The organism is Actinoplanes lutulentus (assembly GCF_003259845.1).
Taxonomy (GTDB): domain Bacteria; phylum Actinomycetota; class Actinomycetes; order Mycobacteriales; family Micromonosporaceae; genus Actinoplanes; species Actinoplanes lutulentus.
Window position 1 is genome coordinate 289516 of record NZ_QLMJ01000004.1, and the last position, 21362, is coordinate 310877.

Below are 21362 nucleotides of genomic sequence, written 5' to 3' on the forward strand. Positions count from 1 at the left end.
TCCTATCAGGCCGGGAACGACGAAGCGGGCCACGCCTCCCGACGCGGCCCGCTTTCTGCTTGCGCTTTATCGCCTGCGTTGCGCTTTTTCAGGGGTACGGGTGACCCGCGCCGACTTGGCCGCATTCCCGGCCGGGCTGCCAGTCTTGGCGGCGGCGGATTTGTTGGAACTGGTCCGGCCGGGGGCGCTCTTGGTTGTAGAGGCTTTGGGCGCGGCAGTTTTAGCGTTGGAGGCCTTGGCTTTGGCGGTCGTCGCCTTGGCGGTGGTGGCCTTGGCGGTGGCGGCCTTGGCGGTGGCGGCCTTGGCGGTGGCGGCCTTGGCGGTGGCGGCCTTGGCGGTGGTCGCCTTCGCTGCGGTCGTCTTTACCGCGGTTGGCCGGGTGGCTTTTGCGGCTGTCGCCTTGGTCGCAGCGGCCCTGGCGCCAGTGGTTTTCGCCGCTGTCGCCTTGGTCGCGGTGGCCTTCCTCGCGGTGGCCTTGGTCGCAGTCGCCTTAGCGGCTGTTGCCTTGGCTGCCGTGGTCTTGGCCGCTGTCGCTTTAGTGGCCTTTGTCGGTGCGGCCTTGGTCGCCTTGGCAGCGGTCGCCTTCGTGGCGGTCGCCTTCGTGGCCTTGGTCGCCGTCACCTTGGCCGCACTCGCCCGGGTCGTCTTCGCTGCTTGGGCCTTCGTGGCTCTGGCCCCGGTGGTCTTGGCAGCAGTCGCCTTGGTTCCGACAGCCTTAGCCGCAGTCGCCTTGGTACCAGTCGTCTTCGCAGCAGTCGCCTTAGCCGCAGTGGCCCTGGCACCGGTAGCCCTGGTCGCGGTGGCCTTGGCAGCGGTTCCCGTGGCCTTCTTCGCCGCAGTCGCCTTAGTGGCGGTGGCCTTAGCCGCTGTCGCCTTAGCCGTGGTCGCCTTAGCCGTGGTCGCCTTAGCCGTGGTCGCCTTAGCCGTGGTCGCCTTAGCCGCAGTGGCCTTGGTCGCGGTCGTCTTCACAGCCTTGGCGGGAGCAGCCTTGGCGACTCGGCCGCCGGAAGCCCTACCAGCCGCAGCCGTCTTAGCGACCGGCGCCGCCTTGGCAGCAGCCGCCTTGGTCCCAGCAGTCTTGGTCACCGCAGCCTTGGTCGCGGTCGCCTTGGCCCCCGCAGCCTTGGTGCCGGTGGCCTTGGTGCCGGTCGCCTTGGTCGTAGCCGCCGTAGCCTTCGCAGCAGCAGCCGCAGCCTTGTTCGCAGCCGCAGTCGCCTTGACCGCAGCCGTCTTCGCAGCAGTCGCCTTAGCAGCAGTCCCCTTAGCCACGGTCGTCTTCACAGCCGCGCTCTTAGCCGCAGTCGCCTTAGCCCCAGCGGTCTTGGTCGCCGTCGCCTTGACCGCAGTCGCCTTGGCAGGAGTTGCCTTGGTCGCGGTTGCCTTGGTCGCGGTTGCCTTGGTCGCGGTCGCCTTCGCTGCCGTCGTCCTGGGCGCTGCCTTCGCACCCGCCGACTTCGCAGCCGTGGACTTCGCAGCCGCCGACTTCGCAGCGGTGGACTTCGCAGCGGTGGACTTGCGCACCGGCTTCTTCGCGGCGACACCAGCAGCCGGCTCAGGCGCCGCGTTGCTCGCCGACGGTTCGGCGACGGACGCTGTCCCCCGGGCCACCTTTGCGCCGGCGGTGCGGGCCGGGCCGGCCTTCGCCACCCGGGCGCCACCCGACCTGGCGGACGAAGCGAGCGTCGCGCCGTGCCGTACCTCGAAGTCGCCGTGCGCGAGCGGAGCCGCGTCCTCCTGCAGCACGGGCTCGACGAAGACCGCCGACGTCCGCCGTCGGCTGGCCGCCCAGTCGTCATCCTCGTCATCGGCGACCGGAAGCTCCGGCGTCTCGTCGTCCTCGTCGTCATCCGACGGCGGCTCGTCGCCGACCCGCGTCCCGTTGCCCGCGTCCGGCCCGTTTCCGCCGACGGCCTCAAGGTCCGGACGGTCGGAACCCCACTGGTCGGAACCCGCGTCCGGCGTCGCCGGCCCGGAGTGCCGCGGGAACCAGCCACCCGCGTACTGCACGTCCTCCACCTGGCTCGGGTCCACCTCGTCGAGCTGACGAAGCTCGTCGGTGGAGACCGTCACCTGCGACTTCGGCGAACCGCTCATCGCCGCGGCAACCCGCCGACCGGCCGGCCGAGCGGCACCGACCTTGGCCCGGCCGGAACGCGCCGCCGGAACAACAGCCTGCTTAGCGGCCTTCGGAGCAACCTTCGGTGCAACAACCTTCGGCGCTGCGGCCTTCGGAGCAGCCTTCTGCGCGACGACCTTCTGCGCCGCGGCTTTCCGCGCGGCCGGCTTCGGCACGACGGCCTTGACGGCCGCCGGCTTCGCCGCGGCCGCCTGCTTCTGCTTCACCACGGCCGGCTTGCGCGCCGCGGTGGTCCGGCCACTCTGGGGTACGCCCCGAGCAGCCCTGCCTCCAGCAGTAGAACCGCCGGCACCAGCCACCACCCGGGCGACCTGCTTAGGAGCAACCGCCCGGCCCCCGGCAGCCTTCACCGCAGCGGCCTTGGTGGCGGGCGCCTTAACCGCGACGGGCTTCTTGGCAACAGGCGCCTTGGCGACAGGCGCCTTGGCAACGGGCTTCTTGGCAACAGGCGTCTTGGCAGCGGAGGCCTTGACCGCAGCGGCCTTGCCCACCGGCGCCTTGACGACAGCGGACTTCCCGGCAGCAGCCTTGGAAGCAGCGATCACCTTGCCGCCACTCGCGGACCGTACCGTCGTGGGCTTGGCAGCCGCGGACCGTACCGTCGCTGGCTTTGACTTTGTGGCCGAAGGCCGGACAGAGGCGGGCTTGACTGCCGCACTCCTGCTCGCGGCAGCGCTCTTGCCCGCGGCAGGCCGGACAGCGGGCTTCGCGGCCGGCACCCTGGCGGTCACGGTCTTACCGCGGCCCGGTGCGGCGGCAACGGTCTTGGCCCCTGCCACTGTGGACCCATTTCTCGCGGCAGCACCCTTGGACACGGCCGCAACGGCCCTGCCCGTCTTCGACGGTGCGGCCGCGCGTGCGGCGGGCGCCGAACGGGCGGGCGTCGCCTTACCGGCCGGCGTCGCACCCTTGCGGGCGGGCGCGGCGGACACAGCGGGTCTCATCGTTGCCTTTTTGGCAGCGGGCATCGAGGTGTTCCTCCTTGCGAATGACTGCGGGCACGTCGGCGCCTGGAGACGGCACGACTCCGGTTAGGACAACGAGCCGTGAACCGGATCGATCCGTGCGATTAGCTGGCTTCCCCCGTCCAGCGGGCGTCCTCGGCATCCCATTCGGCATTGCGCTTCTCGACGTTGTCGAGTGCCCGCGTAGCTTCGTCCGCCGTGGCGTAGGGACCGAGCCGGTATTGGGCGGGACACACCTGGTCGCCGCTCTCAACCCGGTGGTCGCGGAGGCACCAGAAGTGGCCTGCTCCGCCGAGCCCACTGTCGTTCATTCCATCACTGTGCAGCCAAAAACGGCCATGCGCTACCGATTCGGGCAAAAAGTCCTAAATTTCCATCGAAAAAAGGCACCACCCGTTTCCGGGCAGTGCCTTATTCGGAGAAAAGTCAGCGCAACTCGGCGGCGACCAGCTCGGCGATCTGGACCGCGTTCAGTGCGGCGCCCTTACGCAGGTTGTCGTTCGAGATGAAGAAGGCGAGGCCGTTCTCCGCCGTCGGGTCGACCCGGAAACGGCCCACGTAGGACGGGTCGCGACCGGCGGCCTGCAGCGGCGTCGGCACCTGGGAAAGCTCCACACCGGGCGCCGAGGCGAGCAGCTCCTGTGCCCGCTCGGGCGACAGCGGACGGGTGAAGCGGGCGTTCACCTGGATCGAGTGTCCGGTGAAGACCGGTACGCGTACACAAGTGCCGGAGACCAGCAGCTCGGGGAGATCGAGGATCTTACGGCTCTCGTTGCGGAGCTTCTGCTCCTCGTCGGTCTCGAAGCTGCCGTCGTCCACGAACGAGCCGGCCTGCGGGACCACGTTGAACGCGATCGGCTTCGGGAAGACCCGCGACTCGGGGAACTCGACAGCGGAGCCGTCGAGGGTGAGCTCGGTGGCCCGATCCGCCACCTTCTTGATCTGCTCGTCGAGCTCAGCGACGCCGGCCAGACCGGCACCGCCGACGGCCTGGTACGTCGTGGCGACGAACGAGACCAGCCCGGCCTCGTCGTGCAGCGGCCGCAGCACGGGCATGGCCGCCATGGTGGTGCAGTTCGGGTTGGCGATGATGCCCTTCGGCCGGTTGCGGGCCGCGTCCGGGTTCACCTCGGCGACGACGAGCGGCACGTCCGGGTCCATCCGCCAGGCGGAGGAGTTGTCGACGACGACCGCGCCGGACTCGGCGACGCGGGGGCCGTACTCCTTGGAGCCGCCCTTGCCCGCCGAGAAGAGCACGATGTCGAGCCCGCTGTAGTCAGCGGTCGCGGCGTCCTCCACGGTCACCTCGCCGGTGCCCCAGGGCAGGGTGCGGCCCGCGCTGCGCGCGGAAGCGAAGAGACGGAGCTGGTCCACAGGGAAGGAGCGCTCGGCCAAGATCCGGCGCATGACGCCACCGACCTGTCCCGTCGCACCCACGATGCCGATCCTCATGAGCACCAAAGTACGGCCTGAACTGCGAACAAAGAAATCTCGTTGTTCAAAATGTGGGAACCATGTCCCACATTCAAGGACGACAGGGCTAGCTTCGAAGGCATGGCGACGTACACGCACGGACACCACGAGTCGGTCTTGCGCTCCCACCGCTGGCGCACCGCAGAGAATTCGGCGGCCTACCTGTTGCCGCATCTTTCCTCCGGAATCTCCCTGCTGGACGTCGGATGTGGTCCCGGCACCATCACGGCCGACCTGGCGACGCGCGTCACACCCGGTCGCGTCACCGCGCTGGAGCGCACCGCCGCGGCGCTGGACCTGGCCCGGGCCGAGGTGAGCCGGCAGGCCCTGACGAACGTGGACTTCGCGGTCGGCGACGTGCACGCGCTCGACCTGCCGGACGACTCGTTCGACGTGGTGCACGCCCACCAGGTGCTGCAGCACGTCGCCGACCCGGTGGTGGCGCTGCGCGAGATGCGCCGGGTCACCCGTCCGGGTGGCGTGGTGGCGGCGCGGGACAGCGACTACGCGGGCTTCCACTGGTACCCACTGGTGCCCGAGCTGGACGAGTGGCTGGCGCTGTACCAGCGGGTCGCCCGGGGCAACGGCGGCGAGCCGGACGCCGGACGGCGGATGCTGGCCTGGGCCCGGGCGGCCGGCTTCACCGACGTCACCGCGACCGCGAGCGTCTGGGGCTTTGCCACCGACGAGGACCGTCAGTGGTGGGGCGGGATGTGGGCGGACCGCATCCTCAAGTCGGACATGGCGGAGACCGCACTGCGGACCGGTGCCGCGACCGAAAATGATCTGCGCCGGATCTCCGACGGGTGGCGCCGCTGGGCGGACGACCCGGACGGCTGGTTCGCCATCCCGCACGGCGAGATCATCTGCCGCGCCTGACCGTCACGGCCCTGTTTCACCGAGGCCTGCTCGGGTAGTGCGGCGATAGACCCGGCGGCGGGGGTGCGATCCGCCGCCGGGCACGCCGTTATCCGATCGGATGACGGCGTGGCCGGTCCAGCAGGCCGAGCAGCAGCTCCAGAACCTCTTCCTCGTCCAGGCCGTGCAGACTCCGGCAGGTGAGCGCGGGTGTCGACGCGTCGAGACACAGTGGGACGAGATCACCGCCGGCGTCGGTGATCCGCTGCCAGTCCGCGGCGACGCCGGGATGCTCGGCGGAGAGCAGAACGAGAACCGGATCAGAGCCGGAGAGCGCGGCGAGTAGCCGTTCCACGAAGTCGGTGCGCGCGATGTGTACATCAACCGCGTAGCCTGCCGCCCGTAGTTCATGGGTGATCCACTCCGCCCATGGCCCGTCAGGGACGGCGTGCGAGACGAGGATAGGCACGTCCACAGCATGACGCAGGCGAGTCCACATTGCTTCCCGGGCTTAGATGTACGTCGCTGGGGTGGTGTGAGAATGTCGTCCGTTGACGTGCAACTTGCACAACTCATAGTGTCGGTGTCGTGACGCGCGGTGGACCCTTGAGGGAACAGGGCGACCTGGTCACGGAAAAAATGCTGACAAAGCATCCGCAATCGAGGAGCGCTCGATGACTGTCGCGATCGGGATCAACGGGCTCGGACGGATCGGGCGAAGCTTGACCCGGATCGTGGCTGCCATGCCACAAACCGGGGTGGAGATCACCGCGGTGAACGACATCGCGTCGACCGAGAAGCTGGCGTACGGGTTACGGCGGGACAGCCTCCGCGGCTCGTTCCCCGGCACGGTGACGGCCCGGGGTGAATACCTCGTGGTCAACGACCGCCTCATCAGGACCTTTCACCACGAGCGTCCGGAGAGGATCCCGTGGGCCGAGGAGGGTGTGGACGTCGTCATCGAGGCCACCGGCCGGTTCCGGGCCGGAGGGGCGGCGCGGTCGCACATCAGCCACGGCGGCGCCCGCAAGGTGGTGATCAGCGCGTCGGCCGACGACCCGGACGCGTTCCTGGTCTTCGGTGCCAACCACAACAGCTACAACCCCGCGGTGCACGACGTCGTCTCGCCGGCCTCGTGCGGGGTCAACGCGCTGACCGTGATGGCGAAGGTGCTGCTCGACCGGTTCGGCCTGCGTTCGGTGCACACCTCGGTGATGCTGGCGACCCAGGGCTGGCAGCGGGTGCAGGACGCATCGGTCGGCACGTCCCGGGACGATCCGCGGCTCGGCCGGGCCAGCGCGGACAGCATCATCCCGCACAACCACGTGGTCGGTGACCTGGTACGCGTGGCGCTGCCCGAGATCGGCGAGATGCGCTACAGCTACTACTGCGTGCCGACGCCGATCGGATCGCTCGCCGAGATCTCCGGGATGACCGACCGGCCGGTCACCGTCGAGGAGATCAACCGGGCGATGGCCGAGGCCGCCGCCGGGCCGTTGCGCGGGATCCTTGCGTACGACCCGGATCCGACCGTCTCCATCGACGTGAAGAACAACCCGGCCTCCTGCCTGTTCGACCCGTCCGGCACACAGACGACAGCGGACGGCGGTGTGAAGGTGCGCGGCTGGTTCGACAACGAGTGGGGCTTCTCGAACCGATTACTCGACTTGGCTCGGCTGGTAGGCGAACGGTTACCCGTACCGTCGAGCCATGTGAGCTGGAGCGCCGCTTAGGGTTGGCGTCATGATCTCTTCGGAAGATGTGCGAGCGGCAGCGAAGCGCATCGACGGCCGGATCCGGCGCACCCCGGTGATCAACGCCGGGCCGGACCGGTGGTTCAAGCTTGAGCACCTGCAGCACGCCGGGTCGTTCAAGACCCGCGGCATGTTCAACCGGATCCTGGCCGCCGCCGAGCGTGGTGCGTTGCCCGCCGCCGGCGTGGTGGCCGCGTCCGGCGGCAATGCCGGGCTGGCCGCCGCGTTAGCAGCCCGTGAGCTGGGCGTTCCGGCCGAGGTGTTCGTCCCGGTCACCGCCCCGGCGGTGAAGGTGGCGAAGCTCGGAAAACTGGGCGCCCGGGTGGTCCAGGCCGGCAACGAGTACGCCGAGGCGTACGCGGCGGCGACTTCTCGCACGGACGCGCTCTTCTGTCATGCCTATGACGATCCCGAAATGGTCGCAGGTAACGGGACAATCGGGCTTGAGCTACTTGATGACGTGAAAAATCTGGACACGGTGGTTGTCGCGGTGGGCGGTGGTGGGCTCATCGCCGGAGTGATCGCCGCCCTGCGTGATCAGGTCCGCGTGGTGGCCGTCGAGCCGTCGTCGTCGCGGGCACTGAACGCGGCGCTGGAAGCAGGCGAACCGGTCGACGTCGCCGTCTCCGGGGTCGCGGCGGACTCGCTAGGGGCGCGCCGAGTCGGAAATATCGCCTTCGAGCTGGCCATCGACGCGGATATCACCTCGGTGCTCGTCGACGACGACGCGATCGTCGAGGCCCGCCGCCGGCTCTGGGAGGACTACCGGATCGTCGTCGAGCACGGCACCGCGGCCGCCCAGGCGGCACTGTTGTCCGGTTCCTATCAGCCGGCGCCGGGCGAGAACGTCGCCGTTCTGCTCTGCGGAGCCAACACGAATCCGTCTGATCTCGTCTAAAACGCCCGCCCGAGCTGCAAAGCTCGGACCGTGACCAGTTTCCGCCGCTTCGCGCTCGCGGTCTGCGTGATCGGGATGCTCGTCCAGCTCCTGCTCACCGCGTACTACCTGGGTATGGGGCACAAGGCCGCGCCGCACCACCTGCCGGTCGGCCTGGTCGCCACCGGGGAGCAGGCCGAGCAGGTCACCACGATGCTCGAGGCCGAGAAGAAGTTCGAGGTCAACGAGTTCGGCTCGGCGGACGCGCTCACCACCGCGATCCGCGAGCGCGAGGTGTACGGCGGTGTCGACCTCACCGAGGACACCCCGATGCTCTACCTGGCGAGCGCCGCCGGGGCGTCCGCCGCGAGCCTGCTGCGCGCCACGTACGTCAGCGTGATGCAGCAGCAGACCGCGAAACAGCTGACCGCTCTCGCCGCGGACTCCACCGAGATCACCGTGGCCCAGGCCGAGGTGCTGATCACTCCCCCGTCGGTGACCGACGTGGTTCCGCTGCCGGCCGACGACGTGAACGGCGTCTCGCTCGGCTTCCTGACCCAGGCCCTGTCGCTGGGCGGCTCGATCGCCTCGATGGGTCTCGGCCAGCTCATCCCGAAGGCCCGCCGGTCGTGGAAACGCGGCGCCGCCCACCTCGGCCTGCTGATCCTGTACGCGATCGGCTCAGCCGCCGCGGTGCTCTGGTCGATGAGCTGGTTCAACGTCGGTGAGGGCGCCGACCGGGTGGAGATGCTGCTGATCTTCTCGCTGATCTCGCTCGCGATCACCGGGTCGACGGCCGGGGCGGTGGCCCTGATCGGTCCGGCCGGCGCGCTGGTCGGCATCTTCTACTTCACGATCGGGACGGTGATCTCCGGCGCCAGCATCCTCCCGGAGTTCCTGCCCACGTTCGGCCGCCGCCTCGGCGAGAACCTGCCGACCGGCGCCGGCGTCCAGGCCGTCCGCGACAACCTCTACTTCCCGGACGCGCCGATCGGCAGCCACCTGCTGGTTCTCACGTTGTACGCGGTGATCGGCTGTCTCGTCGTACTGATCACCAACATCCTGCCGAACCGGCGGAACAGTACCTCCGAGATCGATCTGGGGCTGTCCGAAAAAGCCTAATGAACCGGAGCACGCTGTCGATCCGTACTTGACTTGAAGTATCAAGTGCAGGGGAGAAAGCATGCCGGTCCGTACGCGCGTCACCGTTCCGCTCGAGTTCGCCGATGGCTACCAGACCACGGCCGAGGTGATCACCTTCACCGGTTTGGCCGACGGCAAGGAGCACCTCGCCCTCGCGCTCGGCTCCTGTGCTGACGGGGATGTCCCGCTGGTCCGGATGCACTCGGAATGCATGACCGGCGACGTCTTCGGCTCCCAGCGCTGTGACTGCGGCCCGCAGCTGCGCGAGGCCGTCGAGCGGATCGCCACGACCGGCGGATACCTGCTCTACCTGCGCCAGGAGGGCCGGGGCATCGGCCTTTACGCAAAGCTCGACGCGTACGCCCTCCAGGATCTCGGCATGGACACCTACGAGGCGAACCGGGCTCTCGGCCACGGTGACGACGAGCGGGACTACACGGCCGCGGCGCAGATGCTCGACGCGCTCGGCGCGCGGTCGATCGACCTGCTCACCAACAACCCCGACAAATCCAGCCAGCTGCGCGACCTCGGCGTCGAGGTCCGTTCGGTACGCCCGACCGGCGTGCACGCTTCGGCGGCGAACGTCCGTTATCTGCAGGCGAAGGTGTCGCACACCCAGCACACGATCGACCTGGGTGTCGGGGTCGGCTTGGCTTCCGCGTCCTGACGCCGGCTCGGCTTTTTCCGGGCGGAGGCCTCAGGTTTCCGCCCGGGAGCCGAACGGTTAGGGCGTGGGTATCGAGGGAGTGAACCAGCGCATCGCCGACATTCAGAGCCGGATGATCGCGATGCAAACTCAGCAGGCCGCCACCACGGCGACCCGGCCGGCCACGCCGAACGCCAGTGGCGCGAACTTCGCCAGCCAGTTGCAGTCGGCTGTCGCCTCTACGCAGGGCACGCCCGCGGCGGAAAAGACGTACAAACTCAACAGCAAGGGTGTCCCGGAGGAGCTCGTCGCGTACGGAAACGGCAAGATCCCGGACGAGGCACTCACCAAGGTGGGCGAAACCGGCCACAAACTGTGGGCCCCGGCCGCCGAGAACCTCAACCGCATGATCGAGGACGCCAAGCGCGAGGGCGTGAAGATCGGCATCACCGACTCGTACCGCCCGTACGAGGAGCAGGTGGATGTAGCCCGCCGCAAGGGCCTGTATTCACAGGGCGGTCTGGCCGCCAAACCGGGCACGAGCGAGCACGGCTGGGGCATGGCCACCGACCTGGACCTGAACGCCAAGGCCCTGAACTGGATGCGCACCCACGCCAAGGACTACGGCTTCACCGAGAACGTCCCCCGAGAGTCCTGGCACTGGGCCTTCCGCCCCAAAACCACCTAGACACCGTACGGCTGTCACAGACGGCTGCCGGCTGCACAGCACGGCGACCACCCTGTACAGCCCGAGCCCGGCTGTCGCTCACGGCTGCCGGCTGCACGCGAGGGCGGCCATGCCGTACAGCCGGTCTTGGGTGGCTGTCCCTCACGGCTGCCGGCTGCACGCCGCGGCGACCGTGCCGTGCAGCTGGATTCGATCAACGGGCTGCATTTGCCGTCCGGCCGCATCGGGCCTGATCAACGTAGGCCGAGCGGCGTGAGAGCGCGCCGAGCCGTCGCTCAGCCACGGATTCGTGGGCCCATGACATGCGTGAACTACGGCCGAGCGCGGCGAGCCGTCGCTCAGACATGGAATCGCAGGTCCATGACGTGGCTGAGCTACGGCCGGCCCCACGAGCGCGCGCCACCCGGTGAGCCCGCCGGGGCCCGCCCGGGGCCCGCCGGGGGTCCACTAATCACCCGGGTGGAGCGCAGGCCCGGACTCGCTGGGTTACCCCGTTGGCGGAGGCCGGAGGCCTTGAGACGTACCATGGCAAGCGCGACGGACGAGTCGGCTGGGCGGTCGCGTTGGTGCCTTCGGGCACCGCCGAGGAACGTCCGGACTCCGCAGAGCAGGGTGGTTGTTAATGGCAACCCGGGGTGACCCGCGGGAAAGTGCCACAGAAAACAGACCGCCGGCACGCACCTAGGTGCGGCGCCGGTAAGGGTGAAACGGTGAGGTAAGAGCTCACCAGCACCCCGGGCGACCGGGGTGGCTCGGTAAACCCCACCCGGAGCAAGGCCAAGCAAGGCCGCTGCCGCAAGGCGGTGGCCGGCGCAGGCGTTCGAGGGCTGCTCGCCCGAGCCTGCGGGTAGGCTGCTCGAGCCTGCCGGCAACGGCAGGCCTAGATGGATGGCCGCCACCGGGGTCTCGACTCCGGCCACAGAATCCGGCGTACAGGCCGACTCGTCCGCCGCCCTCAAGGTAACGATCATCGAGGCGGCTTTGACCTCGCCTTATAGATAGGCGTTGTTGGTCAATGTTGGTCGGCTTTGGCTGACATCCGACGCCCTGGTGACGCCCTGACGCCCTGGACGCGCCCTGCGCCACACCCCCTGAGGAGTCATCCCGGTCGCCTGGGCTCCGCCATGCTGGATCACCGCCAGGGCGTCAAATAGCTTCACCGTTTGACGCCCTGGCGGTGATCTGGCATCCCCCTCGGGCAGGCGACCGGGATGACTCCGAACCTGGACACGACGACCTGCATCGCTCACTCATGGGAATGCGTCATCCCGGGAGCCAGCCTGTCCGGCGAGGACAGGATATTGACGGTGCCCTTGGTGCCGGTCGCGCCAACCAGTGGTTGAACGCCTAGGTACGATTAGAGCGTGGACGTGGTCGAAGCATTCAACCTAATATCAGCCGTTATTTCGACTGTTCTCGCAGTGGTGGCTCTATACCTCTCTATCGTTTTTTATCGGATGAGCACATCTGAGGCACAGAGGTCACAGAAAAGTGCGGATGACATAGCCGCCAGCGTTCAACGACTGGAGGCATTGTTCTCAAGCCTCTACTCCGACACGTTCTCAATGATGCGTGAAACCGTTACGGACATGCGAGCGCATGCTTGGCCGACTGAAAAAAGTTCCAACAGAGCCAAAGAGGAGGAGCGCCGAGATTCGGAGGTGCTGATGTCCGCCCAGAAAGACATCGTCGATTCCGTTTCCGAAATTTCGAAGCGCCTCGGCCTAGCCGAGGGCAGCCTTGACGCGCTAAAGGCACAGGTAGACCCCGTCGTGCACGAGGCGATTGAAAAGGCCCGGCGCAGCATTCATCAGCCAGCAAAGGACATTCTCGTGGACATTCTAACGAACAACGGACCCACGAGAGCTGCGCGACTTCTATCGCTTTATGACGATGAGACCGGGCAATCATCAGGGACTAACCCTGAGCTATTCAGAAGCGGTCTTCTCTCAGGGCTCAAAGATGGATCAATCATTTCTAGCGTAGGCAACTCAGGGTTTCCGAAAGCGGGCGACATACTTGCAATTCCAGAAGATCAAGAGCGCATGAATTTATTGCTCCCGAAAAAAAGCGTGCCAGCTAGATCCGGCCGCCGCAAAGAAGATTGATCATCTCTGTCCGCGACATAACTGGGGCCCTCGGAGATGCCCGAAACAATCGGCACCCCCGAGGGCTCCTGCTCGTTCGCGTCTGCCGCCGGGCTGAAACCCCGGTGCCAAGGCGAAGCCGGCGGCACCGGGGCGGGCCTCCGCCCGGCCCTGCTTTGGCGGCGCGAGCGGCTCGCGAAGCGGGCCGCCTTGAACCCGTACAGAAACTTCTCACAAGATGCGTGCTCTCCACCTGCTGTAAATCCATGCTCCGCACTGGACCTCTTCAGCGGTGGTGCAAGGTCCGCATCACTTGGCATAATGCATGCGTGACGACGAAACCTGACCCGGATGCCGAGTGGTGGACCACCACTGACGTTGCTGCATATCTTGGCGTCTTGGTCGGCACGGTTAGCTCGTACCGCAATCGGGGACAGATGCCAGAACCGACTCAGACGCTCGGTCGCACTCATCTGTGGAGTCCTAGCACAATCATCTCATGGCATGAGGCGCGAAATCCTCGGCAACAGCCTGAGGTGGTATCCGGATACGAATTTATCCAGGTGTCCACTGCGGTCGAAAATCGAGTCGAAGCAGAGAAGATAGCTCGTTCCGCGGTTGAGCTGCGACTTGCAGCTGGAGCACAAATCACAGGTCCCGTGGTGTCGGCCTTTTGGCATCTCGGTGAATTCGGAACGGGCGAAGAGTGGCAGGTTCTACTTAAAACGCACGTAAGTAGATACACTGAGCTTGAGGCCTACCTGCTTGAGCATCACCCGTGGAAAAACCCGGAAATTCTTGCAACACCGATTATTGCTGGATCCGCCGCGTACTTGGATTGGTTACGCAAGAGCATTCTTGAGGACCACAAGGCTAGCTAGTACGAGCTTGCTCTAGGACTTGCCGAACCTCAGGCACTCCCGGCTGTAGCTCTAGCTGCTCAAGGATTGGCTGAAGCCGTTGCCGAGGGCGAACAGAGGCGACACCTTCAGAAAGTGTCAAGACCTGCGATGCTGTGGCCGCTGCGGCTTCTATCTCTCCAGCCATGAGATATGAGTCTGCAAGCCAGCAGGAGTACAGGGCCTTATCTCTAGCGTGGGCGTCGTCGAAGCCTCCAAGGACAGCCTCCAGCACTGGCACGGCTCGGAGCGGCCGACGCAATTCAGTCCAGCACCGGCCGGTCATGATGTCCAGTTCCTTGTGGTCGACCCACCTGGACCAGTCGGGCTGGAGGCTGCCATCGTCGTCAGACAGCGCTTGACGTGCCGCATCTAGAGCAGCGTCCGCAGCAGCAGCGTTGCCCGCTACAGCATGAGCCAATGCCCGGCGCTCGTGGAGCAATGCTCTTGCGCTACTGGGCGCCTGCGCTCTGATCAAGGCGCAAGACTGCTCGGCCGTCTTTACAGCAATGAGCGGGCTGATCGGCAACTCCTGGTAAGCAAGGAACGCCAAAGCATTTCCGGTTAGCGAGTCACTGCCAGCTTCTAAGGCTATCCCATGAGAGTCGCTATAGAGCTTTTTGGCAGCTACGTGGTCACCCATGTCAAATGCGGCCCAACCAGCTTGCTGAGCTTGCTCGGCAAGGACCGAAAGTAGGTCTTTTTCGATCGCAGTCGTCTTACTTGCACTCTTTATTAGAGCCTTAGTGTTTTCATACTCAGAGAGATAGAGCTTGAACGTGTCTCCGCCTCCGAGCACGTCGTCAAGCCGTCGAAGCCGCGCAGCCCGGTTCCGGAGAATCGCGGGGAGGTCCGAACCAACTCGACCTCTTATGAGATGCTCAAGCGTCTCACCTAGGCCTAAAGCGACCGTCGCTCCTGCCAGCGAGACCCGTAGGAAGTCCCTGCGTAGCACCGAATCACCTCCACCCGGATTGGCGTTTCCGTAAATTAACGCCTCACTATTCTCCCATGGGCGTGGAGCCAAACCGAGCATGCCTCCAGGAATTCTCATGCCATCAGCTATTGCGGCAATCTTCTCGAATGTCGTGATACTTCCTTGACCCCTAGCGAGCGTGCCGACCCTCTCCGGCTTTATTGAGCATGACTCTGCGATTCGCGAGTAGCTGATCCCTGCCCACTTCCTGACCAACACGAAGAGCCGGCCGAAGTCGTGTCGCGCGATGGCATCCCGCACGTCATCTCTTTGTAGTACCGCTGGCGGGATGGCTGCCTGCGGATGCGGGACATGCATCTTGCGCTCTCCCCGTCGCCAGAACCAATTCATGGACTTCACTTCACTGTACCCATGATGGGTACCGCCCCCATGGGCAAGAACTTGTGCCATGTTGCGGGGCATTCTGGCTCTAGTCAGCCGATCTGGTTGACACAGACTGACTCAGTCAGCATGCTGAGTCAAGGCCATCGCCCGCAGTGGGCGCGCCCTACCTCTTGAGGAGCCAGATATGCCGAACCAGCCCCGCGTGAGCTCGCAGCCGCGCCTTCTGCTGGACACCAGGGACGTCATCTTCGAGCTGGCGGACGACATCGTGCCGAAGCTCGACGGTGACGGCGTGCAGAAGCGCGACACCCGTGACACAGGTCTGCCGATGTGGACTGCGCCGGTTTTCGGTCGTGGTCGTGCGGTCGGCAAGAAGTGGACCGCTCAGCTCAACATCACGATCGTCAGTGCCGAGATGCCGGACGTTCAGGACGGCGACCAGGTCATCCCGCGTGACCTGGAGGCGCTGCCGTGGGTGTCGGAGCAGAACGGTAAGACCCGCAGTGGTGTCGCCTTCAAGGCTTCGGCCCTGGAGGTCGTTGCTGGCCCGACGGCCATGAAGGCCGCCGCCTGATCCCGTATCCGTCTGGCTCCTGAAGCCACCGACTCGCAGACGCGGGGCCGCCAGAGATTGGCGTCTAGGTGCGGCCCCGCACCTGTTCAACCCAACTCCAACCCTCCGGAGAGGGAGGAATCGTGGTGTCCAAGCCTACCCGCCGCACACTCGGTGGCGGAACCAACAAGGGCCAGACCGTCACGGTCATCGAGGCTCCGACCCGCTACAACCAGCGCCGCAAGGCCATCATCACGTTCTGGGTCACCCTGCTGGTGACCGCACTGCTGGGCGGCACGGTCGCCTCGCACTACCTGCACCCGATCCTCGGCATCTTGGTCGGCATCGCGGCCGGCGTCTTCGTAGGTGCCTTCTTCGCGGCCTTGGTCATCATCTGGCCGATCGTTCGGATCATCTGGTGGTGGCTGCCGGAAATCCTGCTCGGTGGCTTCCTGGTCTACGGCTGGACGTGGCTGATGTTGTCCACTCCGCTGTGGCTGTCGCTGGCCGTGGTTGCTGGCGTCGCCGGTGGTATCGCTGTGGTCCGGGCTGCCCGGCTCGCCGTGATGTCGGCGTACTGGTGTCTGGCTGTTCGGCATCGTCTGCGGCTGTGTTTTGCCGCGTTCGTCGCCAACAACCGGCAAGGCACCCTGCCGATGATCCTGTTCGCCAGGCCGACCCCGGCCGGTGAACGCGTGTGGATCTGGCTGCGCCCTGGCCTGTCCCTGCACGACCTGGAACAGCCCGGTCAACTCCAAAAACTGGCGGTCGGCTGCTGGGCCAACGAGGTCCGAGTAATGCCTTCCGGCCGCAAATACGCTGCGCTTCTCCGGTTGGATGTGATCCGGCGCGAGCCGCTTGGCGACACGGTCCTGTCGAACTTGCCGGATCTGGTTCCGGATGACATGCCGGCCAATGCGCCGACTTCTCCGGCTGTTCCGCCGCTAGGCGTGAACCTGGTCGACGTACCGGTGAGCCCTCGCCGTTCACCTGACAACAAGGAAACCCGGCCGCGCCGCGCGCGCCAGCCGGAAGCGCCGTCGTCGAACGGCATCGATCCGAGCGACTACGCCTAAAACCGCGCTGACACGTACGTGTCAAGCCCTTCACCGGCGGCTCCGGCGCGGTCCCGACCGTCCTGGTCATCAGCACCGCGCCGGCCCGTCTCCGTATCCGATCGGAGCCACCGCGCTATGACGTCTCCACTAGCCCGGCCGAACTTTCCGGTCGGACCCCTCATGTCCATCTTCGACCCTCTCTTCATCGGCATCGACGAATTCGGCCACGCCGTCAACCTGTCGCTGATCTACCGCAACATCCTCATCGGCGGGGAACCCGGCGCAGGTAAATCCTCGCTGCTCAATACCGTCGTCGGTCACGCTGCCCTCTGCTACGACACCGATCTTGTCCTGATCGACGGCAAGCAAGTTGAACTCGGTCTCTGGCGGGACTGCGCCGACGTGTTCGTCGGACCGAACCTCGATCACGCCATCGACACGCTGGAGCGGCTGCAAGCAGTGATGGACAACCGCTACACCTTCCTGCTGGATCACCGCCGCCAGAAGATCGAAAAGGCCGATGACATCCGGTGCATCCTGCTCGCCATCGACGAACTGGCGTACTTCTCCGCCACTGTCGGTACCGAGACCGAACAGAAGTACTTCTCCGCGCTCAACCGCGACATCGCCGCACGGGGCCGAGCAGTCGGCATCATCGACGCCTCTGCCACCCAACGCCCGAGCTCGGACATCATCCCGACTTCACTGCGATTCCTGTTCGGCTGGCGCTGGGCCGGCCGATGCGTCGACGACTCCTCCTCCGATGTCGTACTCGGCCACGGCTGGGCAGCGAAGAACTTCTCTGCCGCTCGCATCGATCCGAACAACCGCGGAGAGGGCCTACTTCTCGCCCACGGCGGAGTGCCCATGTCGATGAAGGGCGCTCACATGAGCAACACCGACATCATCCGCGTCGCTGACTACGCCGCATGCATCCGCCGAGGTCGAGCGGAACTCGTGGCCGAAATGAGGGCTGCCGCATGAACACCAGCACCTTGATCCCGCGCGTGCGCCGTGACTCCTCCGGCTGCGCCGTCGCTGTTCGCTGCATGGCCTGCGGCACCTGGCGCAAGCCGTTCCGCTTCTCCCGCAATACCGTCACCTGCCGCCGCTGCCCGTACGGCATGACCGGCAGATACCTCGCTAAGTACGCGGCGAAGCGCCGCTGATCAACGGCACCACCAGCACTGCCACATAGGAACAGCCGACGAACCGGGATCACGCCCTAGGAAAGCTGCCCGGCCCGTCGGCCACCACCACCGCCCACGAAAGGACGTGGCGTCATGAACCGTACCCAAAACCCGACCAGCTCCGCCGCCGACACCACCACCGAACCCACGGTGACCCTGGCCGACACACTGCGCGGAGCCGCCCGCTACCTCGAAGTCCGAGGCTGGCATCAAGGCGACTACTACGCCTATAACGACCGCGCCTTCCCTGGTGCCTGTGTCGTCGGCGCTATCGGCATGGCCGCCCACGGCGAAGTCCGTTTTTGCCCCATCCTCGACGGCCCGAACGTGCGGGACTGCAACCGCGCCGTCGCCTACCTCACCGGTTATCTGATCGATCAGGGCGTCATCGTCGCGGACGGCGATGAGTGGACCACCGAGTCCATCAATCCGTCCGAGTGGAACGACCGCGATGGCCAAACCCCCGGAAACGTCATCGCCACGCTGCGGGCCGCTGCCGACGAATACGACTGGCAGCACGCCTCCGACGACGATCTCAAGGACTACTGCGACTGGCACTACACCCGCACTGAGGAACCGTGCACTCGTGAGGGTTTCCTCGCTTGGCGGGCCGCCCGATGACCGCGCCGAGCTGCCGGCCGACGCTGCCGGTCCGCGACGTCGACGACCTTCTCTACCGGGCCGCTGCCTACCTGACCTGTCACGGCTGGACTCCTAAAGGTCTGTACAAGACCCACGGCCGCTGTTTCTCGATCTGCCCGGAGCACGGGCCGTTCTGCTACCCGGCGTCCACGCTGGGCGCGATCCGCGTCGCTGTGTTCGGTCACAACGTGGTCCGGCTCGACAACATCAGCGCCGAGGCACGGCACACCTACACGGCCGCTGTCGAGTGGCTCAACACCTACCTTCTCGCGGTCGGCTACGCCGGGCAGCACGCCTCGGTCTTCGATTGGGAGACCGCTCCGGCACGCACCCGAGTCCACGCGATCGGCGCGCTTCAGGAAGCTGCTTTCGCCTACCGGCGGCAGGCCGAGCAGGTGGCGGCATGAGCACCGACTCGTTCCTGGAAGCGCTGGGTGCTCGCACCGGAATCAAGGTCGAGTTTTATGACCCGACGGGCAGCCGCTACGGCTTCCCAACCTTCCCGTACCGCTACGCACCGGATGGTCTGGCGACTCGACGCCAGCTGCGCCGTGACGGGCTACGCCCCAACGGCCAAGACCCGGTCGCGCAAATCCTCTGGCGGCACCGCAAACAGCAGCGCGTCGCCTTCCTTTACCGCCGCGATCTCGCAGCGGCCAAACGCACCGCCACGCCCGCGCAGCTCGTCGCGCTCGGCAAGGCCCTGCGTGCCCGCCGCACCTGTCCCGCCTGCGGCCAGCTCAAGGACTACTACATCCCGCGCCGGACCGGCGCTTGCCTCGACTGCGACGGAGGCCCTCGATGAAAACCCCCGTGATCGCTGACCTGACACGTACGTGTCAACCCTTCACCACCGCCGGACTGCTGTCCGCCCTCGAAACCGCTTGGGCCGCGATCCGCGGTCGCCACCCCGAGGTCCCGGAAGTCGTCCTGATCGTCGGCTCCGGCTCGCCGGCCAAACCGAGCGCCGCCCTCAAATACGGGCACTTCGCTTCGCTGCGCTGGCAGCACGGCGACCGCCAACTCCCGGAAGTCCTGATCTCCGGTGAAGGACTTAAGCGCAGCCCGGCCGAAATTCTGGTCACCCTGCTGCATGAGGCCGCGCACGGTCTCGCCGACGTTCGTGGTGTCCAGGACACCTCCCGGCAGGGCCGCTGGCACAACAAGAAGTTCGCGACCCTCGCCAAGGAACTCGGCCTCGTCGCCGAGAAGGACGACAAGCTCGGCTACTCGCCCTGCAAGCTGTCCGACCAGGCCGCCGCCGACTACGCGGCCACGATCCAGACCCTTGGTAAAGCGCTGAACGTCTTCCGCCACCCCGAAGTGATCGGGGAGGGCAAGAAGCGGACGAACAACAACAACGGTGTGTCCTGCGAGTGCGAATGCCCCCGCAAGATCCGCCTGTCGTTGGAGGTGTTCGACAAGGGCGCGATCGTCTGCGCTAGCTGCGAGGCGGCGTTCCTGCCTGAGGACGTCGACCGGGACACCTACGAGTTCCCGACGTTCGGCCAGCCGTGCACGCACGGCGACGACCAGGCCGACCCGGTGCCGGCCGACGCCAACCTGGACGACCCGATGGTGTTCTTCGACCCGTCTGGTGAGCGGTACGGCATTCCGACGTACCCGTTCAAGCTGGCCCCGACCGGCCTCGCCACCCTGCGCCAACTGCGCGCCGATGGACTGCGCCCTGGCGGTCAGGAGATCGCCGCACAGCTGATGTGGCGTCGCGGCCATCGCCGCGCCTTCCTCTACCGCATCGATCTCGCGGTCCCGAAACGCACTGCCACTGCCGCTCAGCGTGCCGCCTTGGACAAGGCAATGACCGCACGCCGGACCTGCCCCGAATGCGGGGTTTTCCAGGACTACTACATCCCGCGCCGCACCGGCGCCTGCCTCGACTGCACCCCCGGAGGTGCCCGATGACCCGCACCCACCGTCGCCTCGCCGAGGTCCGTGACCTGGGCGAAAACCTGCACTCGGACTACTACGAGACCGTCTACATCCTGGACCAGCTCGAACAGCAGACCGCCGACCTCCTGATGGCCGCGACACAGATCCAGGAACTCGCTGCTGAAACTGCCGAGGACATCCGGCAAGCCTCCTTCGGTAACCGCCGCGAGGCGTGCACCCACTGCGACGGCACGATCTACGTCGACCGAGACGAATTCGGCCCACTCTTCTTCTGCATCGGCTGCGCCGGCGCGGGCTGGGCTGCCGCCTACTTCGCGGGCGGTGCCCGATGAGCCTGATCAACCAGCAGCGCATCCGCATCGCCAGCACCGCCGTTGGCTCCCGCGACCCGTGGGCAGGCTTCTGCCCGTGCTGCCAGTGGGGCGGAACCTTCCTCTCCTGGCTCGACGCGATGACCTGGGCTGCACTCCACGCCCGGCAAGACCACTGCCGTTTCTGCATCGACACACAGATGCCCGCCGGACGCGAAGACGTCCTCGGCGAACTCTACGAACGCTGCCCCGTCTGCACGATCCCGTGCGCCGACTGCGACGGGCTCGCCGTCTACCCGGCGAACTACAACACCCCGACCGAACTGGTCGATGACCTCGCGGTTCTCCGCCTCACCCCGATCTTCTGCGACGGCTGCCACGGCGTCGCCGCCGTCATCCCTCTCGATCCGGAGGTCCTCGCATGACCACGATCGCCGTCACCTTCGCCGCTGTCGCGGTGACGTTGCACGCTGCCCATCAACTGGGCGACCACATCATCCAGACCGACACCGATGCCGGTAACAAGGCCGCGCCTGGCCGGCATGGCTGGCGTCACGTGCTCGTGCACGTCGCGACCTATCACCTCACCGCTTTGGTGATGCTCGCCGTCACCGCCTGGCTTCTTCACCTGCCGATCACGGCAACCGGTCTCACCGCCGGAATTGGTTTCTCCGCCGCGACTCACGCGGTTATCGATCGCCGCTGGCCTGTGCGCTGGCTGCTCAACAACACCGGCTCCGCCGCCTTCGCTGACCGGCAAACGCCGATCTGCGGCATGTACCTCGCCGACCAATCCCTCCACTACGGCTGCCTCTGGGTCGCCGCCCTCCTCATCGCCTGCCTCTGACG

The 21362-nt window shown here is 66.4% G+C and carries 24 protein-coding genes and 1 other RNA gene; 20 read left to right on the forward strand and 5 right to left on the reverse strand.

The window, feature by feature from the left end:
* Positions 1–66 precede the first annotated feature (66 nt).
* The 3 genes from B0I29_RS45690 to B0I29_RS11610 all read right to left on the reverse strand — a co-directional run bounded on the left by B0I29_RS45690 (position 67) and on the right by B0I29_RS11610 (position 4554).
* Positions 67–2682, reverse strand: coding sequence for a hypothetical protein (locus B0I29_RS45690; protein ID WP_181557770.1), 2616 nt, complete (start codon positions 2680–2682; stop codon positions 67–69).
* A 524-nt stretch (positions 2683–3206) separates the two neighbouring features.
* The gene (locus B0I29_RS11605; protein ID WP_111648927.1) at positions 3207–3413 is read right to left on the reverse strand and encodes a hypothetical protein; all 207 of its coding nucleotides are present in this window, start codon (positions 3411–3413) and stop codon (positions 3207–3209) included.
* Positions 3414–3528: 115 nt separating this feature from the next.
* A complete protein-coding gene (locus B0I29_RS11610) occupies positions 3529–4554 on the reverse strand; it encodes an aspartate-semialdehyde dehydrogenase (RefSeq protein WP_111649161.1) in 1026 nt (341 codons plus the stop codon).
* 102 nt (positions 4555–4656) lie between these two features.
* Between B0I29_RS11610 and B0I29_RS11615 the strand changes: the two genes are divergently transcribed.
* Entirely contained in the window at positions 4657–5454 is a 798-nt protein-coding gene (locus tag B0I29_RS11615) for a methyltransferase domain-containing protein (protein ID WP_111648928.1), read from the forward strand.
* An 88-nt stretch (positions 5455–5542) separates the two neighbouring features.
* Here the strand turns inward: B0I29_RS11615 and B0I29_RS11620 are convergent, their stop codons facing one another.
* Positions 5543–5902 carry a toll/interleukin-1 receptor domain-containing protein gene (locus B0I29_RS11620; RefSeq protein ID WP_181557771.1) on the reverse strand — a complete coding sequence of 120 codons (360 nt, stop codon included), beginning with the start codon at positions 5900–5902 and terminating at the stop codon, positions 5543–5545.
* A gap of 205 nt (positions 5903–6107) precedes the next feature.
* Between B0I29_RS11620 and B0I29_RS11625 the strand changes: the two genes are divergently transcribed.
* The 8 genes from B0I29_RS11625 to cutA all read left to right on the forward strand — a co-directional run bounded on the left by B0I29_RS11625 (position 6108) and on the right by cutA (position 13509).
* The gene (locus B0I29_RS11625) at positions 6108–7166 is read left to right on the forward strand and encodes a type I glyceraldehyde-3-phosphate dehydrogenase (protein ID WP_111648930.1); all 1059 of its coding nucleotides are present in this window, start codon (positions 6108–6110) and stop codon (positions 7164–7166) included.
* Positions 7167–7176: 10 nt separating this feature from the next.
* A complete protein-coding gene (locus B0I29_RS11630) occupies positions 7177–8085 on the forward strand; it encodes a threonine/serine dehydratase (RefSeq protein WP_111648931.1) in 909 nt (302 codons plus the stop codon).
* Positions 8086–8115: 30 nt separating this feature from the next.
* Positions 8116–9186, forward strand: a complete 1071-nt coding sequence (locus tag B0I29_RS11635) for a hypothetical protein (protein ID WP_111648932.1) — start codon at positions 8116–8118, stop codon at positions 9184–9186.
* Positions 9187–9247: 61 nt separating this feature from the next.
* Positions 9248–9874 carry a GTP cyclohydrolase II gene (locus B0I29_RS11640; protein ID WP_111648933.1) on the forward strand — a complete coding sequence of 209 codons (627 nt, stop codon included), beginning with the start codon at positions 9248–9250 and terminating at the stop codon, positions 9872–9874.
* A gap of 64 nt (positions 9875–9938) precedes the next feature.
* The gene (locus B0I29_RS11645; RefSeq protein WP_111648934.1) at positions 9939–10541 is read left to right on the forward strand and encodes a M15 family metallopeptidase; all 603 of its coding nucleotides are present in this window, start codon (positions 9939–9941) and stop codon (positions 10539–10541) included.
* A 542-nt stretch (positions 10542–11083) separates the two neighbouring features.
* Positions 11084–11490, forward strand: an RNA gene (gene rnpB, locus B0I29_RS11650) — RNase P RNA component class A.
* 415 nt (positions 11491–11905) lie between these two features.
* Positions 11906–12649 carry a hypothetical protein gene (locus B0I29_RS45180; RefSeq protein WP_146616765.1) on the forward strand — a complete coding sequence of 248 codons (744 nt, stop codon included), beginning with the start codon at positions 11906–11908 and terminating at the stop codon, positions 12647–12649.
* 308 nt (positions 12650–12957) lie between these two features.
* Positions 12958–13509: a divalent-cation tolerance protein CutA gene (gene cutA, locus B0I29_RS47695; RefSeq protein ID WP_311733508.1), complete on the forward strand. Its 552-nt coding sequence runs from the start codon at positions 12958–12960 to the stop codon at positions 13507–13509.
* Here cutA and B0I29_RS11660 read toward each other — a convergent pair.
* Positions 13502–14764 (reverse strand): NsdA family TPR-like regulatory protein, encoded by a 1263-nt coding sequence (locus B0I29_RS11660; protein WP_220091304.1) that lies wholly within the window; start codon positions 14762–14764, stop codon positions 13502–13504. The genes cutA and B0I29_RS11660 overlap by 8 nt on opposite strands.
* Before the next feature lie 268 nt (positions 14765–15032).
* Here B0I29_RS11660 and B0I29_RS11665 point away from each other — a divergent pair, with 268 nt between their 5' ends.
* The 11 genes from B0I29_RS11665 to B0I29_RS11720 all read left to right on the forward strand — a co-directional run bounded on the left by B0I29_RS11665 (position 15033) and on the right by B0I29_RS11720 (position 21360).
* Positions 15033–15422: a hypothetical protein gene (locus B0I29_RS11665; RefSeq protein ID WP_111648936.1), complete on the forward strand. Its 390-nt coding sequence runs from the start codon at positions 15033–15035 to the stop codon at positions 15420–15422.
* A 68-nt stretch (positions 15423–15490) separates the two neighbouring features.
* Entirely contained in the window at positions 15491–16477 is a 987-nt protein-coding gene (locus tag B0I29_RS11670) for an MraY family glycosyltransferase (RefSeq protein ID WP_221401748.1), read from the forward strand.
* A gap of 162 nt (positions 16478–16639) precedes the next feature.
* Positions 16640–17443, forward strand: a complete 804-nt coding sequence (locus B0I29_RS11675) for an FtsK/SpoIIIE domain-containing protein (RefSeq protein ID WP_245972450.1) — start codon at positions 16640–16642, stop codon at positions 17441–17443.
* A complete protein-coding gene (locus B0I29_RS11680; protein WP_111648939.1) occupies positions 17440–17628 on the forward strand; it encodes a hypothetical protein in 189 nt (62 codons plus the stop codon). The genes B0I29_RS11675 and B0I29_RS11680 overlap by 4 nt, the downstream gene beginning before the upstream one ends.
* Positions 17629–17742: 114 nt before the next feature.
* Entirely contained in the window at positions 17743–18270 is a 528-nt protein-coding gene (locus tag B0I29_RS11685) for a DUF6197 family protein (protein WP_111648940.1), read from the forward strand.
* Positions 18267–18698, forward strand: a complete 432-nt coding sequence (locus B0I29_RS11690) for a DUF6197 family protein (protein WP_146616766.1) — start codon at positions 18267–18269, stop codon at positions 18696–18698. The genes B0I29_RS11685 and B0I29_RS11690 overlap by 4 nt, the downstream gene beginning before the upstream one ends.
* On the forward strand, positions 18695–19096 hold the full coding sequence (locus B0I29_RS11695) for an RRQRL motif-containing zinc-binding protein (protein WP_111648942.1): 402 nt from the start codon (positions 18695–18697) through the stop codon (positions 19094–19096). The genes B0I29_RS11690 and B0I29_RS11695 overlap by 4 nt, the downstream gene beginning before the upstream one ends.
* A 770-nt stretch (positions 19097–19866) precedes the next feature.
* Positions 19867–20214 (forward strand): RRQRL motif-containing zinc-binding protein, encoded by a 348-nt coding sequence (locus tag B0I29_RS11705; RefSeq protein WP_111649163.1) that lies wholly within the window; start codon positions 19867–19869, stop codon positions 20212–20214.
* Positions 20211–20534: a hypothetical protein gene (locus tag B0I29_RS11710; RefSeq protein WP_111648943.1), complete on the forward strand. Its 324-nt coding sequence runs from the start codon at positions 20211–20213 to the stop codon at positions 20532–20534. The genes B0I29_RS11705 and B0I29_RS11710 overlap by 4 nt, the downstream gene beginning before the upstream one ends.
* Complete coding sequence (locus B0I29_RS11715; RefSeq protein WP_111648944.1) at positions 20531–20938, forward strand: hypothetical protein; 408 nt, start codon at positions 20531–20533, stop codon at positions 20936–20938. Before B0I29_RS11710 ends, B0I29_RS11715 begins: the two co-directional genes overlap by 4 nt.
* Complete coding sequence (locus tag B0I29_RS11720; RefSeq protein WP_111648945.1) at positions 20935–21360, forward strand: DUF3307 domain-containing protein; 426 nt, start codon at positions 20935–20937, stop codon at positions 21358–21360. The genes B0I29_RS11715 and B0I29_RS11720 overlap by 4 nt, the downstream gene beginning before the upstream one ends.
* Positions 21361–21362: the final 2 nt, after the last annotated feature.

Bases quoted from the DNA above. Each gene is read 5' to 3' on its own strand.
- B0I29_RS11680 (WP_111648939.1), top strand. From the start codon at position 17,440: ATGAACACCAGCACCTTGATCCCGCGCGTGCGCCGTGACTCCTCCGGC.
- B0I29_RS11705 (WP_111649163.1), top strand. From the start codon at position 19,867: ATGGTGTTCTTCGACCCGTCTGGTGAGCGGTACGGCATTCCGACGTAC.
- B0I29_RS11690 (WP_146616766.1), top strand. From the start codon at position 18,267: ATGACCGCGCCGAGCTGCCGGCCGACGCTGCCGGTCCGCGACGTCGAC.
- B0I29_RS11610 (WP_111649161.1), bottom strand. From the start codon at position 4,554: ATGAGGATCGGCATCGTGGGTGCGACGGGACAGGTCGGTGGCGTCATG.
- B0I29_RS11640 (WP_111648933.1), top strand. From the start codon at position 9,248: ATGCCGGTCCGTACGCGCGTCACCGTTCCGCTCGAGTTCGCCGATGGC.
- B0I29_RS11685 (WP_111648940.1), top strand. From the start codon at position 17,743: ATGAACCGTACCCAAAACCCGACCAGCTCCGCCGCCGACACCACCACC.
- B0I29_RS11630 (WP_111648931.1), top strand. From the start codon at position 7,177: ATGATCTCTTCGGAAGATGTGCGAGCGGCAGCGAAGCGCATCGACGGC.
- B0I29_RS11695 (WP_111648942.1), top strand. From the start codon at position 18,695: ATGAGCACCGACTCGTTCCTGGAAGCGCTGGGTGCTCGCACCGGAATC.
- B0I29_RS11615 (WP_111648928.1), top strand. From the start codon at position 4,657: ATGGCGACGTACACGCACGGACACCACGAGTCGGTCTTGCGCTCCCAC.
- B0I29_RS11720 (WP_111648945.1), top strand. From the start codon at position 20,935: ATGACCACGATCGCCGTCACCTTCGCCGCTGTCGCGGTGACGTTGCAC.
- B0I29_RS11715 (WP_111648944.1), top strand. From the start codon at position 20,531: ATGAGCCTGATCAACCAGCAGCGCATCCGCATCGCCAGCACCGCCGTT.
- B0I29_RS11625 (WP_111648930.1), top strand. From the start codon at position 6,108: ATGACTGTCGCGATCGGGATCAACGGGCTCGGACGGATCGGGCGAAGC.
- B0I29_RS11710 (WP_111648943.1), top strand. From the start codon at position 20,211: ATGACCCGCACCCACCGTCGCCTCGCCGAGGTCCGTGACCTGGGCGAA.
- B0I29_RS11675 (WP_245972450.1), top strand. From the start codon at position 16,640: ATGTCCATCTTCGACCCTCTCTTCATCGGCATCGACGAATTCGGCCAC.
- B0I29_RS11605 (WP_111648927.1), bottom strand. From the start codon at position 3,413: ATGAACGACAGTGGGCTCGGCGGAGCAGGCCACTTCTGGTGCCTCCGC.
- B0I29_RS11665 (WP_111648936.1), top strand. From the start codon at position 15,033: ATGCCGAACCAGCCCCGCGTGAGCTCGCAGCCGCGCCTTCTGCTGGAC.